The following is a 16,611-nucleotide window of genomic DNA, read 5'->3' on the forward strand; positions in this document are numbered from 1 at the left end:
GTTTTTTAATGTGTAGTGTCGCATCACTGTAGACCCTCGCCGTGTTTACGCCGGGTGGCGGCGTAAACGCCTTATCCGGCCTACGGCGCGGTGCGCATTACGGCTTGGCGACAAAGCCGATCGCTTCGTAGACCGCTTTCAGCGTTTCGGAAGCACGGGCGCTGGCTTTTTCCGCCCCTTCTTTCATCACTTTCTGCAAGAAGGCTTCGTCGCTGCGGAAGCGATGATAACGCTCCTGCAACTCGGTCAGCATACCGGAAACGGCTTCAGCCACTTCACCTTTCAGATGACCATACATCTTGCCTTCGAAATGCTGCTCCAGCTCAGGGATGCTCTGGCCGGTTACGGCGGAGAGGATATCCAGCAGGTTAGACACCCCCGCTTTATTCTGGATGTCGTAGCGCACTACCGGCGGCTCGTCGGAATCCGTCACCGCACGTTTGATTTTTTTCACCACCGATTTCGGGTCTTCCAGCAGGCCGATGACGTTGTTACGGTTATCGTCCGACTTGGACATCTTTTTGGTCGGTTCCAGCAGTGACATCACGCGCGCGCCGGATTTTGGAATAAACGGCTCAGGAACGTTAAAGATATCGCCATACAGCGCGTTAAAACGCTGCGCGATGTCGCGGCTCAATTCCAGATGCTGTTTCTGATCTTCACCCACCGGCACCTGATTCGTTTGATACAGCAAAATGTCTGCCGCCATCAGAACCGGGTAATCAAACAGACCGGCGTTGATGTTCTCGGCATAGCGCGCGGATTTGTCTTTGAACTGGGTCATCCGGCTCAGTTCGCCGAAATAGGTGTAGCAGTTCAGCGCCCAGCCCAGCTGCGCGTGCTCCGGCACATGGGACTGAACAAAGATGGTGCTTTTCTCAGGATCGATACCACACGCCAGGTAGAGCGCCAGCGTATCCAGCGTCGCCTTACGCAACTGCTGTGCATCCTGACGCACGGTGATCGCATGCTGGTCAACGATGCAGTAAATGCAATGATAGTCATCCTGCATGTTCACCCACTGACGCAGCGCACCCATATAGTTGCCAATGGTCAATTCACCTGAGGGCTGTGCGCCACTAAAAACGATGGGCTTAGTCATTTTTCGATTCCTGATTTTCGCTATGCGGAAGCCCGAGAGCGGGCAGAAGGTCATTAATAGTGTCGTAAATCACATCCGGCTGGCTAAGAGCGATTGATTCGCCATAGTTGTAGCCGTACGTGAGGCCGACCGACGGGCAGCCAGCCGCTTTTGCAGCCTGAATGTCGTTACGCGAATCGCCCACGAAGAGCATCTGTTCAGGCGCGACGCCCATCCGCTTTGCCACCAGCAGCAGCGGATCGGGATGCGGCTTTTTGTTCTGCACATCGTCGCCGCCAATAACCACGCTAAAGTATTTGGCGATATCCAGCGCTTCAAGCAGCGGCGCCACAAACGGCGTCGGCTTATTGGTCACCAGTCCAAGCGGCAGCCCTTTGGCATGCAGCGCGCCCAGCGTATCGGCTACGTGCGGGAACAGGAACGTCCCTTCTTCCGCCACATCGCCATAGTAGCGGTCGAACAGCTTACGCAAAATACGCACCTGCTCCTCGGCGGGGATCTCATCATCAACAGGCGGTTTGCCCATTGTTTTACGTAACGTAGCGCGTTCCTGGCGAGCCCAGGCGAGCGCACGCTCCATCAATACATCCGCGCCGTTACCAATCCAGGTAATTACGCGATCTTCGCCAGCGGTAGGCAGTTCCAGCGCGTATAACGCCATATCTACCGCAGCGGCTAATCCCGGCGCGCTGTCGACCAGCGTGCCGTCGAGGTCAAAGGCGACACCCCGAATATCCTGCAATTTATCCATGACTTACCTTTGCCAGTTCACTGCGCATTTCATCAATGACTTTTTTGTAGTCTGGTTGGTCGAAAATCGCGGAGCCTGCCACAAACATGTCTGCGCCCGCCGCGGCGATTTCGCCGATGTTGTTCACCTTGACGCCGCCGTCCACTTCCAGGCGAATGTCATAACCTGACTCATCAATACGACGGCGCACTTCACGCAGCTTCTCCAGCGTGTGCGGAATAAAAGACTGGCCGCCAAAACCCGGGTTGACGGACATCAGCAGGATCACATCCAGCTTATCCATCACGTAATCCAGATAACTCAGCGGCGTGGCCGGGTTAAACACCAGACCCGCTTTACAGCCGTTTTCTTTAATCAGCTGCAAGGTACGATCGACATGCTCGGAGGCTTCGGGATGAAACGTAATGATGCTGGCGCCCGCTGCGGCGAAATCCGGCACGATGCGGTCAACCGGCTTCACCATCAAATGCACGTCGATGGGGGCGGTAATACCGTATTTGCGCAGGGATTTCAGCACCATCGGGCCGATGGTCAGGTTCGGCACATAGTGGTTGTCCATGACGTCAAAATGCACGACATCCGCACCAGCAGCCAGCACTTTCGCGGTGTCCTCACCCAGGCGGGCAAAATCAGCCGACAGAATTGAGGGGGCAATCAAATACTGTTTCATCCGCTTCTCCTTGAGAATTATTTTTTCGCAGGCGTTACGACTCCTGGTTGGTACAGAGCCAGCAGTTCGTCCACCTTTTTACGTGTGCCGCCATTGCTGCTTATACTGCGACGCACTTTGACCTGAAAATGTTTCGCCGCTTTGTACCACTCGCGGGTATCGGGCGTGTCATGGTTCGAAATTAACACCGGGATCCGCTTGCTGACCAGCTTTTCTGCCATCTCCGCCAGGCGCGCCTGCTCTTTTGGGCTGAAGCTATTGGTATGATAAGCGGTGAAATTCGCCGTCGCAGAAAGCGGTGCGTAAGGCGGATCGCAATAGACCACAGAATTGCTATCAGCACGATCCATACACTCTTCATACGAAAGGCAATGAAACTCTGCATTCTGCGCTTTTTTGGCAAAATGGTACAACTCCGTTTCCGGGAAGTAGGGCTTTTTGTAACGGCCAAACGGCACGTTAAACTCCCCACGCAAGTTATAGCGGCACAGGCCGTTGTAACCATAGCGGTTCAGGTATAAGAACAGGACCGCGCGACGGAACGGCTCCCGGCTCGTATTGAACTCTTCACGGAGTTGATAGTAAACCTCGGCCTGATTCGTCTCAGGCGTAAACAGCTCGCGGGAAGCCCGCACATACTCTTCAGTACGCGACTTCACGATGTTATAGAGGCTGATAAGGTCACTATTAATATCGGCAAGAATATAACGAGAAAAGTCGGTGTTAAGAAACACCGACCCGGCACCCACAAAGGGTTCAACCAGACATTCACCTTTCGGTAAATGCCGTTTGATGTCATCAAGCAGGGGGTATTTCCCCCCTGCCCACTTCAGAAAAGCGCGATTCTTTTTCATGCTGACTAACTAATTACACCTTCTCCGGCTGTGGAGAAAGCTCCGACAGCATCCTGCGCTTTAACATGACTATTACTTCAGATCGGCCTGCACCTGATGCAACGGTTTTGCCCACGGGTTTTTCGCCTGCACATCGGCTGGCAACGTAGACACCGCACGTTTGGCATCATCTTTAGACGCATACACACCCGTTACCAGAACATACCACGGCTGACCGTTACGCGTCGTCTGATACACCACATAGTTTTTCAGGTTTTCTTTCTTCGCCCAACCGTTCAGGTTGTCGTAGTTAGAAGAACTGCTGAGTTGCAGGGTGTAATGGCTGGAAGGCGCAGACTTCAGCGAACCCACGTTACCTGTGCTTTTCGTACCAGCCGCACTGCCGGCTGCCGCTGTGGCTTGCGCTGGCGCTGCGGTTTGTGCAGGCGCAGTGCTGGCGGTGGCTTTCGGCGCGGCAGGTTCGCTACGTTTCGGCTGCGTGGTCGGCTTCGGTTCCGCTGGCGTCGCTTTCGCGGTGGTCTGCGGTTTCTTCGGCTCAATCACAACCTGCTTACGTTCCGGGCGCGTAGTGGTCTGACGCTCGCCCGATTGCGTCGTCGCCGTCTGACGCGGCGCGTTGCCGTTGCGGATTGGCGCAACGGTGGCAGGTTCCGTCGGCAGCGTGGAGTTCGCCACCACATTGTTAACCTGTTCCTGGCCCTGCGGCTGAGTCAGCGCATTGTTCAGATCGCCCTGAACTTCCACACGCTGTTGGCCTTCGGTCGCGGCAGGCGCCTGACCCTGCGTTGGCGTTGAGGCGATCGGCGGCAGAGAAACATCCTGCTGCGTGTTTCCGGCGGTCTGTTCAGCGTCTGGCGCAGGCTGCGTGGCGCTCGCCTGATCGGTCGCGTTATTGCCGGAAAGATCGATGTTCTTCTCGGCAGACGCCGTTTGATCGCTGGAAGAGGAGGGTGAAGGAGCTTTCAGCGCGGAGCCAATACCGATGATCAACAGCAGCAACACCAGAACGCCGACACCCATCATGATGTATTGACGGGAAGCGGGTTTGCTGGCGGCTTTCTTACGTTTGCGGGGACGACGCTCTACGCGTTCTTCATCCACTGCATCATCGGATTCATAATCGTCTTCGCTGTACTGCTCTTCCTCACGCGCCTTTCGCGCACGCCCTGGACGACGATCGTCCGTATCCAGGTCGACGTCATCGAAATTGATCTGTGGATCATTATCGCGTTCAGAAGATTGACGAGTACGACCAGTACGACGATCGCTGGGATCGGGTTTCAGCTCGTCTTCTGGTTTGAATTCATCCATTTAACACCCCACTCAAAGGTTAATGCTTACGACGTTGCAGTTAACCTGAATTTAAATGACCAATACCGTGCAGTATCAGTCCGACCTTTCTTGTTGTTACGCCTGCTGACAGTCAGCAATAGCGCTGAGAACGATTTCGTGCGGCACTCCGCCGCGTACTTCACTTTTCCCTATCGCCAGCGGGAGCACTAAGCGCATCTCGCCCGCCAGAACTTTCTTATCGCGCAGCATGTGTGGCAAATACGCCTGAGCAGACATCTCACGCGGCCCGTGTACAGGCAGACCTGCGCGCTGGAGCAGCGTAATAATGCGTTGCGTATCCGCAGCGCTAAACTGACCGAGACGCTCTGACGTGCGCGCCGCCATCACCATACCAGCAGCGACGGCTTCACCGTGTAACCAATTGCCATAACCCATTTCAGCTTCAATGGCATGACCAAAGGTATGTCCCAGATTCAGTAAAGCACGTAAGCCCGTTTCGCGCTCGTCTGCTGCGACAACTTCGGCTTTCAGCTCACAACAACGGCGGATACAGTACGCCATTGCCGGACCTTCCAGACGTAATAACGCGTCCAGATTGTCCTCAAGCCAGGTGAAAAATTCACCGTCAAGAATGATGCCGTATTTGATCACTTCCGCCAGACCCGATGCCAGCTCACGCGCAGGAAGCGTTTTCAGACAGTCGAGATCCACCACCACAGAAGCAGGCTGGTAGAACGCGCCGATCATGTTCTTGCCGAGGGGATGGTTTACAGCGGTTTTCCCGCCTACGGAGGAGTCGACCTGCGACAGCAATGTCGTCGGGACCTGGATAAAGCGCACGCCACGCTGATAGCTGGCGGCGGCGAAACCGGTAAGGTCGCCAATCACGCCGCCGCCGAGGGCAACCAGCGTGGTATCGCGACCGTGCGGTTTTTGCAGTAACGCGGTGAAAACCGTATCAAGTACCGTCAGGCTTTTATACTTTTCGCCATCGGGCAGGGTAACGCTATCTACGTTAACCCCCGCCTGTTCAAGTACGCTACGGATCTTATCAAGGTAAAGGGGAGCCAGGGTTTCGTTGGTCACCAACATAACCTGATCGCCCGATTTCAGCGGTAAGAATGAAGCTGGTTCGTTAAACAAACCAGCCGCGATGGTGATAGGGTAACTACGTTCCCCGAGAGTAACTGTAATCCTCTCCATGACGCGACATCCACCTTAGTTACTTGTACCCGCTTACCGAGTATGTATTAAGCCAGAATCAGTTGCTTTCCAGCATATGAATAATCTGGTTTGCCACGACCTTAGCGCTCTGATCGTCGGTACGAATGGTCACGTCGGCAATCTCTTCATACAGAGGATTGCGTTCGTTGGCCAACGCTTCCAGAACTTCACGAGGCGGAGCTTCTACCTGCAACAGCGGGCGTTTCTTGTCGCGCTGCGTACGCGCAAGTTGTTTTTCGATTGTCGTTTCAAGATACACCACGACGCCACGCGCGGAGAGACGGTTACGCGTTTCACGTGATTTTACAGAGCCACCGCCGGTTGCCAGCACAATACCCTGTTTTTCCGTCAACTCGTTGATGACTTTTTCTTCGCGATCACGGAAGCCGTCTTCACCTTCTACATCGAAGACCCAGCCCACATCAGCTCCGGTTCGTTTCTCAATCTCTTGATCAGAATCGTAAAATTCCATATTGAGTTGTTGAGCTAACTGGCGCCCAATAGTGCTTTTTCCGGCACCCATAGGCCCAACCAGAAAGATATTGCGTTTCTCTGCCATTTTTTCGGTACTACTAAGACAATTCGTTAATGATAAACCCGCGTCGCAGACACCTTGCGCAGCAGGACATGAACTGAAACCTCATAAGATATTGCGAGAGTCAGACTGAAAATTATCTCAATACTCCAACGGGTTTGGCAACTGAATAAATTACCAAGACATATTGTAGACAACCCCGGAGGCAGCGTCGCTGGATAGCGACGAGAAGAACCAACTCTCAAATCGGTACTCCTTGTATGCTAAATACACCCCCACGTCAAATCCCTGAAACGTGTTCAGTGCAAAAACAGCGCGATTTCAGGCATAAATTATTCTGCCGCAACCAGTCTGGGGGTAATGAACACCACCAGTTCGCGCCGCTCGTTCTCTTTTCCATCATGGCTGAAAAGGGAACCAAGCCAGGGGATATCGCCTAACAGCGGGACGCTATCTTTAGCGGATTTGTTCTTGCGCGAAAAGATGCCGCCCAGCGCCAGCGTTTCGCCGCTTTTAACCTCGACCTGCGTGTCGATCTCCTGCTTATCGATCGCCAGCACTTCGCCATCCGCCTGCTGTAGCACCTGGCCGGGAACGTTCTGGCTGATGTGAAGTTTCAAGCGAATGCGCCCCTTCGGCAAAACGGTGGGCGTCACCTCCATCCCCAGCACCGCTTCTTTAAACTCCACGGACGTCGCCCCACTCTCGCCGCTGGAGACCTGATACGGGATTTCGCTCCCCTGCTTAATACTGGCGGGTTGCAGATGCGAAGCCAGCAGTCGTGGACTGGCGATAATATCAAGTTGCTGCTTCTGCTCCAGGGCGGAAAGCTCAAGATCCAACAAGCGACCGTTGATGCGCCCGATGTTAAACCCGACGCGAGACGTGGCGGCCGCGACGGACAGATCGCTGGCAAGCGACGTCACCTGCCCTGGCGACCCGGCCTGTTGCGCGTCCGCCAGCGTCCACTTTACCCCCAGCTCACGCAGGCTTTTTTCATTTATGGTGACGATATGCGCCGCCAGTTCAACCTGCTCAATGGGGAGATCCATTTGCGCCGCCCACTTTTCCAGCGCCGCCAGCGCGGCGTTGTTATCCCGAAGCAATAACCGGTTGGTGCGCTTATCTACCGTCATACTGCCTTTGGCGCTCAGCAGTTTTTCTCCCGCTTTTGCCAGTTCGGAGGCATCGGCATATTGCAGAGAAATACTGCGATCCTCCAGCGGTAAGTTAGCCCGAAGCCTTGCCTGCTCGGCCTCCTGCCGCGCGGCGTTTTCGTTTTGCCAGTGAACCGAGTGAACATGCAGAATATTCCCCTCCTGGCGCAGCACCAGCCCGGCGCTTTTTATGACCGTCTGCACCGCCTGCTTCCACGGCACATCCGTCAGACTCAGCGACAGCGAACCGCTGACGTCAGGCGAGACCACCAGATTCTTCTTCTCCTGCGCGGCAAGCGCCTGCAATACCTGAACAACAGGAACATCATCCACCACCAGCGTCACGTTTTGCGCTTTCCCCGCCTGTACGGCGGGCATCACGGCGATCAACGCTGCGGCTATCCATCGCTTCATTCACTTCTCCTTGTCGTTGCCACCGCCACTGTGACGGTTCACAGCCTTTACCGGTCTCAAGCGTTATGCTGTCTGCCGTCAGTCGGGAAATCGTCCAGCCGTTCTCCAGCACCTGATATTGTTCGACGCGCCGCCACTTCTGCTGGCTGTCTTTGAGAATGCCAGTCAGGCGCTCTCCCTGACTCACCACGCCCTGGTAACGCCACATCGGCAGTTCAGCGATCCGGCATCGGTCCTCCGGCGGTTTGAAGGGGTCGCGCATTCCGGTCAGCATCAGCAGGCAGCTACAGACCAACAGCCAGCGCTTAGTCATCAGTCAGCCGCTCCAGCTGTAGCGTCAACAGCAGCTCCGTCTCCTGCGGAACAAGCGAAAAGCGGTTGATGCGCATGCCACGCTCCGCCAGCCGACTGAACAGTTGCGGAACCGCCTCCCAGGTGGATGACAGCGCCAGCTCGCCTCCCTGCGCGGAAGGCTGCCAGTGAAGAAGGCGTACCGGAGAGCGCTGAAAATCCAGAGGGGAAAAAGGCACGCGCTTGCTGGCCGACGCTAAACGAGACATATCCATTGATGCGGCGATCTGACGCAGGCTTCGCCACTGCCGGTCGATAGCCGCCCGCTGTTGCGCCAGCGCCGTTCGTTGCTGCTCCTGTTGCTGCGCGCCCGAAGAAAACGTGCATAAACACGCCAGTAATCCCAGCCCCAGGCTCCAGCCTAACCAGCAGAAGAGGCGGGTTCGCGGCAATAACCCGCACCAGAGGTCAAAAAGCGCGGCCATCTGCGAGGCTCCTTTTTAACGGGTAATGAAATTGCCAACGTCCCTGCGCATCCTGCTGCGTTGCCCCACTCCCGGCTAACGGGAAATCAGGATGACGACGCAGCGCGGTTTCCAGCGTGTTTAACGCGAGAAATGTCGTCGCGTATCCCTCAAGTTCCAGCGTTCCCTACTGCCAGGATAACCGGGTTAGCCACGCCTGCTCGGGCAACAGCGCCGCCATCCCTTCCAGCACGCTCTGCCAGCGCCGCGTCTGCTCATATTCCGTTTGCCGCTGCAACGCTTGCTGCCACGCGGTCTGCCGCTGCTGTAAGCGGGGTTGGATCGCCAGCAGCGCGGCCGCGCGCTCTTTCTCTGCGATCGGCCACTGCGCATCCGCCCGCTTTTGCGCCGTGAGCGTAACCTCATGGATGCACGCCAGCGCAATGGCCAGCAGCAGTGAACCGCTGAACATAACGCTCCAGAATCGCAGACATTCGCGCCGCCGGGACTGGCGCCAGGGCAAAAAGTTGACCGGATGACTCATCAGCACGGCGCCCCCATTGCTAATCCCAGTGCGATGGCAAAGGTATGGCCTTCCGGCGGAACGGGAGGCTGGCGAATGGCAACCGCGCACCAGGGTTCGAAGCCGCCCGCGCCGCACACCGTCAGACTTTCCGGCGCAATGGACAACGTCGCGGCAAGACTGTCGGCGCAGGCCGCCTCTTGTAGCGGTTTTCGTCCCCACGCATAGCGCGTCGCCCACAGCCACTGTTCTTCGTCACGCCAGGCCAGACACTGCTGGTGCGCCAGCAGATAAGGAATAAGGCGCTGTAATGCGCAGGCATCCGGCGTAATCGCCGTCACCTGCATTTTCAGTTTTTGCGCCAGCGTTAATAAGGTCGCTACCTCCTTGCTTTGGGCGGCGGTCACGTTAAATGCCGGAGTCAGGGTATCTTCGCGATAGTCAAAGCACAGGGCGTCGGGGGGCATATCCAGCTCACGCGCCATCGCGCCGGTCAGCCACGCCGTTTGTTCACGTTCGCGCAGCGCCATTTCCGGGCGCGGAAAATGCTTTTGCAGCGTCCGGCTGGCAGGGAAAGAGAGATAAATATGATGCCGGTGAGGAAGCGAACGACGCCACGGAAGCAGCGCATTGACGAGCTGTTCAGGCTCGCGAAGATGCCCGTCAACGAAGGTACATTCCGCCAGCGGCACCCGCCACCAGCGTTGTAAAGACCAGCCTGACGCGCCGCGAACCACGGCGACAGCCAGCGCCTCATGCTGCTGAATATGAAGGCCAATTTGCCAGAACCTGAAAGCCATTGCTTATGATCTCCTTATCAATGGTCGCTCTTACGGGTATATCAATGCGTCTGGCTTGCCTTTATACTACCGCGCGTTTGTTTATAAACTGCCCAAATGACACTAAATGGGAAATCTCCAGTGAAGTTCGTAAAGTATTTATTGATCCTTGCAGTATGTTGCATCCTGCTGGGAGCAGGCTCGATTTATGGCCTCTACCGCTATATCGAGCCGCAACTACCTGACGTCGCGACCTTAAAAGACGTGCGTTTGCAGATTCCGATGCAGGTTTACAGCGCGGATGGCGAGCTGATCGCGCAGTATGGCGAAAAACGTCGTATCCCGGTCACGCTTGACCAGATGCCGCCGGAAATGGTTAAAGCCTTTATCGCTACGGAAGACAGCCGCTTTTACGAGCATCATGGCGTCGATCCGGTAGGGATCTTCCGTGCGGCCAGCGTCGCGCTGTTCTCAGGCCATGCCTCACAGGGGGCAAGTACCATCACCCAGCAGCTGGCGAGAAACTTCTTCCTGAGCCCGGAACGCACGCTGATGCGTAAAATTAAGGAAGCGTTCCTGGCAATCCGCATTGAGCAGATGCTGAGCAAAGATGAGATCCTCGAACTTTACCTGAACAAGATCTACCTCGGCTACCGTGCCTACGGCGTCGGCGCGGCGGCGCAGGTCTATTTCGGTAAGACGGTCGATCAGCTCACCCTGAGCGAAATGGCGGTGATTGCCGGTCTGCCGAAAGCCCCTTCCACATTTAACCCGCTCTACTCGATGGATCGGGCGACGGCGCGTCGTAACGTGGTGCTGTCTCGTATGTTGAGCGAAGGCTACATCACCCAGGCGCAGTACGATCAGGCGCGCGGCGAAGCGATTGACGCCAATTACCATGCGCCGGAAATCGCGTTCTCAGCGCCGTATCTGTCGGAAATGGTGCGCCAGGAAATGTACAGCCGTTATGGCGAAAGCGCCTATGAAGACGGGTATCGCATTTACACCACAATCACCCGCAAAGTACAGCAGGCGGCGCAGCAAGCCGTGCGTAACAACGTGCTGGACTACGACATGCGCCACGGCTATCGCGGCCCGTCGAACGTGCTGTGGAAAGTAGGCGAAACCGCCTGGGACAACAAAAAAATCACCGACACGCTGAAAGCCCTGCCAACCTACGGGCCGTTGCTGCCCGCCGTCATTACCGGCGCGAATCCGCAGGAAGCCACCGCGATGCTCGCTGATGGCACCTCCGTGTCGCTGCGGATGGAAGGCGTTCGCTGGGCGCGCCCTTACCGTTCGGATACCCAACAGGGCCCGACGCCGCGTAAAGTGACCGACGCCGTACAGACAGGCCAACAAATCTGGGTTCGCCAGATGGGTGATGCCTGGTGGCTGGCGCAAGTCCCGGATGTGAACTCGGCGCTGGTTTCCATCAACCCGCAAAACGGCGCGGTTCTGGCGCTGGTCGGCGGTTTTGACTTTAACCAGAGTAAATTCAACCGCGCCACGCAGGCGCTGCGTCAGGTCGGGTCGAACATCAAACCGTTCCTCTATACCGCCGCGATGGATAAAGGTCTGACGCTGGCGAGTATGCTGAACGACGTGCCGATTTCCCGCTGGGATGCTGGCGCCGGTTCCGACTGGCGGCCGAAAAACTCCCCGCCGCAGTATGCCGGGCCAATCCGCTTACGTCAGGGTCTGGGTCAGTCGAAAAACGTGGTGATGGTGCGGGCGATGCGCGCGATGGGCGTGGATTACGCCGCAGAGTATCTGCAACGCTTCGGTTTCCCGGCGCAGAACATCGTGCATACCGAATCGCTGGCGCTGGGCTCCGCGTCCTTCACCCCGATGCAGGTGGCGCGCGGTTATGCGGTAATGTCTAACGGCGGCTTCCTGGTAGACCCGTATTTCATCAGCAAGATAGAGACCGACCAAGGCGGCGTGATCTTCGAAGCGAAGCCGAAAATCGCCTGCCCGGATTGCGATATCCCGGTCATTTACGGTGATACCCAGAAATCCAACGTGCTGGAAAACAATAACGTTGAAGATGTCGCCATCTCTCAGGAGCAGCAAAACGCCACCGTGCCAATGCCAAAACTGGAGCAGGCTAACCAGGCGTTAGTGGCGCAAAGCGGAATGCAGGAATATGCTCCGCATGTGATTAACACGCCGCTGGCCTTCCTGATTAAGAGCGCGCTGAACAGCAACATCTTCGGCGAACCCGGATGGATGGGCACCGGCTGGCGCGCGGGTCGCGACCTGCAACGTCATGATATCGGCGGAAAAACCGGAACCACCAACAGCTCGAAAGATGCCTGGTTCTCCGGTTACGGCCCGGGCGTGGTGACTTCCGTGTGGATCGGCTTTGACGATCACCGTCGCGATCTGGGGCGCACTACCGCGTCCGGGGCGATCAAAGACCAGATTTCTGGTTATGAAGGCGGCGCGAAAAGTGCGCAACCCGCATGGGATGCTTACATGAAAGCCGTGCTGGAAGGGGTTCCTGAAGAGCCGCTGACGCCGCCTCCGGGCATTGTGACGATCAATATCGACAGAAGCACCGGGCAACTGGCAAACGGCGGTAACAGCCGCGCGGAATACTTTATCGAAGGCACTCAGCCAACGCAGCAGGCGGTGCATGAGGTGGGCACCACCATTATCGATAACGGTGAGACACACGAACTGTTTTGATCTTTTGCCGGATGGCGACGCCTGAGACGTCTTATCCGGCCTACGTTTTGTTGTAGGCCAGGTAAAACGTCAGCCGCCATCCGGCAATATAAATTACAACCGCCCCTGCCCCTTCAGCCACTCACGGACCAGGAACAGCGCGCTGACGTTTCGCGCTTCACTGAAATCCGGTTCTTCCAGCAGATCCATTAAATGCGTCAGCGGCCAGCGCACCTGCGGCAGCGGTTCCGGCTCGTCGCCTTCCAGTGATTCAGGATAGAGGTCTTCCGCTATCACAATGTTCATTTTGCTGGAAAAATAGGACGGCGCCATGCTGAGCTTTTTGAGGAACGTCAGATCGTTCGCGCCAAACCCAACTTCTTCTTTCAGTTCCCGGTTCGCCGCTTCAAAAACGGTTTCGCCAGGGTCGATCAACCCTTTGGAGAACCCCAGCTCATAAGACTCCGTGCCCACGGCATATTCACGGATCAGAATCAGGTGATCATCTACGATCGGCACAATCATTACCGCTTCACGAGTGGACGGACGCATACGCTCATAGACGCGGCGCACGCCGTTGCTGAATTCGAGATCCACACTTTCGACGTTAAACAGCCGGGATTTCGCGACAGTTTCAACTTTCAAAATGGTGGGTTTTTGTAATGATTTGCTCATCGTGAGAATCTATGCAGTGAAATCTGGTGTCATTGTGCGATATACAGCACGGTTTCGGCAATGTGAATTGCCGTTTATTTACATTTATGTAACGTAGCAAAAATTAATTCCCATTTAAAATTAAAAGTCAATAGGTTGAAATAACTCCAGGAATTTGCTGATATTCCGCTTTTGGTGGGTTTGCTATGATCCGCGTTCACTGGGATGCGCGTAAAAATGCTCAAGTTCAACTCCACGCTTGCCGATAGCCAACCACAGCATCACATTTATTCGACAGGGTGCGACTGACCACGCCTGACAGACTTAGTAAGATGGGGAAAGCATGAGCACCATTTTGATTTTCTTAGCTGCTTTGCTGGCCTGCTCTCTACTGGCAGGATGGCTACTCAGAGTAAGAGCCAGGCGGCAGAATCTGCCTTGGATCAGCGCCTTTTCAGACGCCGCGACGCGCAAGCTAACGCCGGAAGAGCGCAGTGCGGTTGAAAACTATCTCGACAACCTCAGCCAGATTCAGCAGGTGCCGGGGCCGACAGGCGCCAGCACCGCTCCCGTGTCGTTAACGCTGAATGCCCAGAGTAATAACGTCATTATTCTGACCCATTCCATTACGCGTTACGGCATTACGACCGACGATCCCAATAAATGGCGATATTACCTTGATTCCGTTGAGGTTCATTTGCCGCCGTTCTGGGAACAGTACATCAATGACGAAAATAACGTTGAGCTGATCCATACCGATACGCTTCCTTTAGTCATCTCGCTTAACGGCCACACGTTGCAGGAGTACATGCAGGAGACGCGCGGCTATGCGCTACAGCATACCTCCTCCACCCAGGCGTCGATTCGTGGCGAAGAGAGCGAGCAAATTGAACTACTGAACATTCGTCAGGAAACTCACGAAGAGTATGCGCTCAGCCGCCCCGCGGGGCTGCGCGAAGCATCGCTGATTGTGGCCTCATTCCTGCTGTTCTTCTGTTGCTTAATTACGCCGGATGTCTTCGTGCCGTGGATTGCGGGCGGCGCAATTCTGCTGCTCGCCGCAGGTCTCTGGGGGCTGTTCGCTCCGCCATCTAAAACCTCGCTGCGGGAGATTCACTGCCTGCGGGGAACCCCGCGTCGCTGGGGGCTGTTTGGCGAAAACGATCAGGAGCAGATCAACAATATTTCGCTGGGGATTATTGACCTGATTTACCCTGCCCACTGGCAACCCTATATCGCACAGGATCTCGGGCAGCAAACGGATATTGATATCTATCTGGATCGCCACGTCGCGCGGCAAGGGCGTTTTCTCTCCCTGCATGACGAGGTGAAAAATTTCCCGTTGCAACACTGGCTGCGTAGCGCCGTTATTGCGGGCGGATCGCTGCTGGTGCTGTTTATGCTGCTCTTTTGGATCCCGCTGGATATGCCGATCAAATTCACTTTGTCGTGGATGAAAGGCGCGCAAACCATTGAGGCCACCAGCGTTAAACAGCTCCACGACGCCGGAGTTCGCGTGGGCGATACGCTGCATCTGAGCGGCAAAGGCATGTGTAATATCCATCAGTCTGGTAGCTGGACTGCGCAGCCGAACTCCCCTTTTATGCCGTTTGATTGCTCGCAAATCATCTGGAATGACGCGCGGACGCTGCCGCTGCCCGAGTCCGATCTCGTCAACAAAGCCACAGCGCTGACCCAGGCCATCAACCGCCAGCTGCACCCGAAGCCGGAAGATGACTCCCGCGTTAGCGCGTCGCTACGTTCGGCGATTCAAAAGTCCGGGATGGTATTGCTGGATGATTTCGGCGACATCGTATTAAAGACCGCCGATCTGTGCGCCGCCGAAGACGAATGCGTGCGCCTGAAAAACGCGCTGGTGAACCTCGGCAACAGCAAAAACTGGGCCGCGCTGGTCAAACGCGCGAATGCGGGCAAACTTGACGGCGTGAACGTTCTGCTGCGCCCTGTCAGCGCGGAGTCGCTCGATAACCTGGTGACGACCTCAACCGCGCCGTTTATCTCCCGTGAAACCGCGCGCGCCGCACAGGCGCTTAACAGCCCCGCGCCGGGCGGCTTCCTGATTATCAGCGATGAAGGCAGCGATCTGGTTGATCAGCCGTGGCCGTCGATGTCCCTGTACGATTACCCCGCGCAGGAACAGTGGGGCGCATTCCAGCGCCTGGCGCAGATGTTAATGCAAACACCGTTTAGCGCCGAAGGGATCGTCACCCGTGTCTACACCGACGCCAACGGCACGCAGTACATCGGCCTGCACCGCATCCCGGATCGTTCCGGTTTATGGCGCTACCTTGGCACGACGTTGCTGATGCTCACCATGCTGGGCTGCGCCGCTTACAACGGCATTCAGGCGTTCAGACGTTATCAGCGTAACCGCACCCGTATGGCGGAAATTCAGGAATATTATGAAAACTGCCTGAATCCAAAGCTGATCGCCTCCCCGGAAAGCCTCATCTGACAGCTCACGATATGCTACCCTGTAGCGCATATCCGGCAAAAGCCGCCAGGATTTGGCGGCAATCTCATCTGGAGAATTCCCATGCATATTGATATTGCCTGGCAGGACGTCGATACCGTTTTGCTGGACATGGACGGCACGCTGCTCGATCTGGCATTCGATAACTATTTCTGGCAGAAACTGGTGCCGGAAACCTATGGCGCACAGCAGGGAATCACTGCACAGGAAGCCCAGGACTATATTCGCCAGCAGTATCATGCCGTGCAGCATACGCTAAACTGGTACTGTCTTGATTACTGGAGCGAGCGGCTGGGTCTGGACATTTGCGCCATGACGACGGCACAGGGGCCGCGCGCCGTGCTGCGCGAAGATACCGTGCCGTTTCTGGATGCGTTAAAAGCCCGCGGTAAACGCCGCATTCTGCTGACCAACGCGCACCCGCATAACCTGGCGGTGAAGCTGGAACATACCGGTCTGGCATCACACCTTGATTTATTACTTTCCACCCACACATTTGGTTATCCCAAAGAGGATCAGCGGTTATGGCACGCAGTGGCTGAAGAAACGGGAATAAGCGCAGAGAAAACGCTGTTTATCGACGACAGCGAACCGATTCTCGACGCCGCCGCCCAATTCGGCATTCGTTACTGCCTCGGCGTGACCAATCCCGACTCCGGCATTGCGGAAAAGCAGTATGCACGCCATCCGTCGTTGAATGATTACCGCCGACTGATCCCCTCACTGATGTGAA

The 16,611-nt window shown here is 56.0% G+C and carries 15 protein-coding genes and 1 pseudogene; 3 read left to right on the forward strand and 13 right to left on the reverse strand.

From position 1 onward, the window contains the following. Positions 1–97: 97 nt before the first annotated feature. From trpS to OGV50_RS19210, 12 genes and pseudogenes are all read right to left on the reverse strand, one after another. Positions 98–1,102, reverse strand: a complete 1,005-nt coding sequence (gene trpS, locus OGV50_RS19155; protein ID WP_012135491.1) for a tryptophan--tRNA ligase — start codon at positions 1,100–1,102, stop codon at positions 98–100. Next, the gene (gene gph / locus OGV50_RS19160; RefSeq protein WP_012135492.1) at positions 1,095–1,853 is read right to left on the reverse strand and encodes a phosphoglycolate phosphatase; all 759 of its coding nucleotides are present in this window, start codon (positions 1,851–1,853) and stop codon (positions 1,095–1,097) included. The genes trpS and gph overlap by 8 nt, the downstream gene beginning before the upstream one ends. Then, a complete protein-coding gene (rpe, locus tag OGV50_RS19165; RefSeq protein ID WP_012135493.1) occupies positions 1,846–2,523 on the reverse strand; it encodes a ribulose-phosphate 3-epimerase in 678 nt (225 codons plus the stop codon). The genes gph and rpe overlap by 8 nt, the downstream gene beginning before the upstream one ends. A gap of 17 nt (positions 2,524–2,540) precedes the next feature. Then, positions 2,541–3,377 (reverse strand): adenine-specific DNA-methyltransferase, encoded by an 837-nt coding sequence (dam, locus tag OGV50_RS19170; protein ID WP_012135494.1) that lies wholly within the window; start codon positions 3,375–3,377, stop codon positions 2,541–2,543. 72 nt (positions 3,378–3,449) lie between these two features. Next, positions 3,450–4,688 carry a cell division protein DamX gene (gene damX / locus OGV50_RS19175; RefSeq protein ID WP_200093173.1) on the reverse strand — a complete coding sequence of 413 codons (1,239 nt, stop codon included), beginning with the start codon at positions 4,686–4,688 and terminating at the stop codon, positions 3,450–3,452. Between the two features lie 96 nt (positions 4,689–4,784). Continuing rightward, positions 4,785–5,873, reverse strand: a complete 1,089-nt coding sequence (gene aroB / locus OGV50_RS19180; protein WP_012135497.1) for a 3-dehydroquinate synthase — start codon at positions 5,871–5,873, stop codon at positions 4,785–4,787. A 58-nt stretch (positions 5,874–5,931) separates the two neighbouring features. After that, entirely contained in the window at positions 5,932–6,453 is a 522-nt protein-coding gene (gene aroK, locus OGV50_RS19185; RefSeq protein ID WP_012135498.1) for a shikimate kinase AroK, read from the reverse strand. A 308-nt stretch (positions 6,454–6,761) separates the two neighbouring features. Continuing rightward, a complete protein-coding gene (gene hofQ, locus OGV50_RS19190) occupies positions 6,762–8,000 on the reverse strand; it encodes a DNA uptake porin HofQ (protein WP_286488712.1) in 1,239 nt (412 codons plus the stop codon). Continuing rightward, the gene (locus OGV50_RS19195; RefSeq protein ID WP_012135501.1) at positions 7,912–8,313 is read right to left on the reverse strand and encodes a DUF2531 family protein; all 402 of its coding nucleotides are present in this window, start codon (positions 8,311–8,313) and stop codon (positions 7,912–7,914) included. Before OGV50_RS19195 ends, hofQ begins: the two co-directional genes overlap by 89 nt. Next, positions 8,306–8,776, reverse strand: coding sequence for a HofO family protein (locus OGV50_RS19200; protein ID WP_134768983.1), 471 nt, complete (start codon positions 8,774–8,776; stop codon positions 8,306–8,308). Before OGV50_RS19200 ends, OGV50_RS19195 begins: the two co-directional genes overlap by 8 nt. Next, positions 8,760–9,299, reverse strand: a pseudogene (locus OGV50_RS19205) (PilN domain-containing protein). Before OGV50_RS19205 ends, OGV50_RS19200 begins: the two are co-directional and overlap by 17 nt. After that, positions 9,299–10,078, reverse strand: a complete 780-nt coding sequence (locus tag OGV50_RS19210) for a type IV pilus biogenesis protein PilM (protein ID WP_200093169.1) — start codon at positions 10,076–10,078, stop codon at positions 9,299–9,301. The pseudogene OGV50_RS19205 and the gene OGV50_RS19210 overlap by 1 nt, the downstream one beginning before the upstream one ends. A gap of 120 nt (positions 10,079–10,198) precedes the next feature. Here OGV50_RS19210 and mrcA point away from each other — a divergent pair, with 120 nt between their 5' ends. Further along, a complete protein-coding gene (gene mrcA / locus OGV50_RS19215; protein ID WP_047460696.1) occupies positions 10,199–12,751 on the forward strand; it encodes a peptidoglycan glycosyltransferase/peptidoglycan DD-transpeptidase MrcA in 2,553 nt (850 codons plus the stop codon). Positions 12,752–12,844: 93 nt separating this feature from the next. On the opposite strand, the gene nudE is transcribed toward mrcA, so the two are convergent. After that, the gene (gene nudE / locus OGV50_RS19220; protein ID WP_012135506.1) at positions 12,845–13,405 is read right to left on the reverse strand and encodes an ADP compounds hydrolase NudE; all 561 of its coding nucleotides are present in this window, start codon (positions 13,403–13,405) and stop codon (positions 12,845–12,847) included. 322 nt (positions 13,406–13,727) lie between these two features. Between nudE and igaA the strand changes: the two genes are divergently transcribed. Both igaA and yrfG read left to right on the forward strand, forming a co-directional pair. Then, a complete protein-coding gene (gene igaA, locus OGV50_RS19225) occupies positions 13,728–15,860 on the forward strand; it encodes an intracellular growth attenuator protein IgaA (protein ID WP_286488713.1) in 2,133 nt (710 codons plus the stop codon). 81 nt (positions 15,861–15,941) lie between these two features. Further along, a complete protein-coding gene (gene yrfG / locus OGV50_RS19230; protein ID WP_012135508.1) occupies positions 15,942–16,610 on the forward strand; it encodes a GMP/IMP nucleotidase in 669 nt (222 codons plus the stop codon). The last annotated feature ends 1 nt before the right edge of the window (position 16,611 follow it).

Source organism: Citrobacter sp. CK180 (genome assembly GCF_030333655.1).
GTDB classification, from domain to species: Bacteria; Pseudomonadota; Gammaproteobacteria; order Enterobacterales; family Enterobacteriaceae; genus Citrobacter_B; species Citrobacter_B koseri.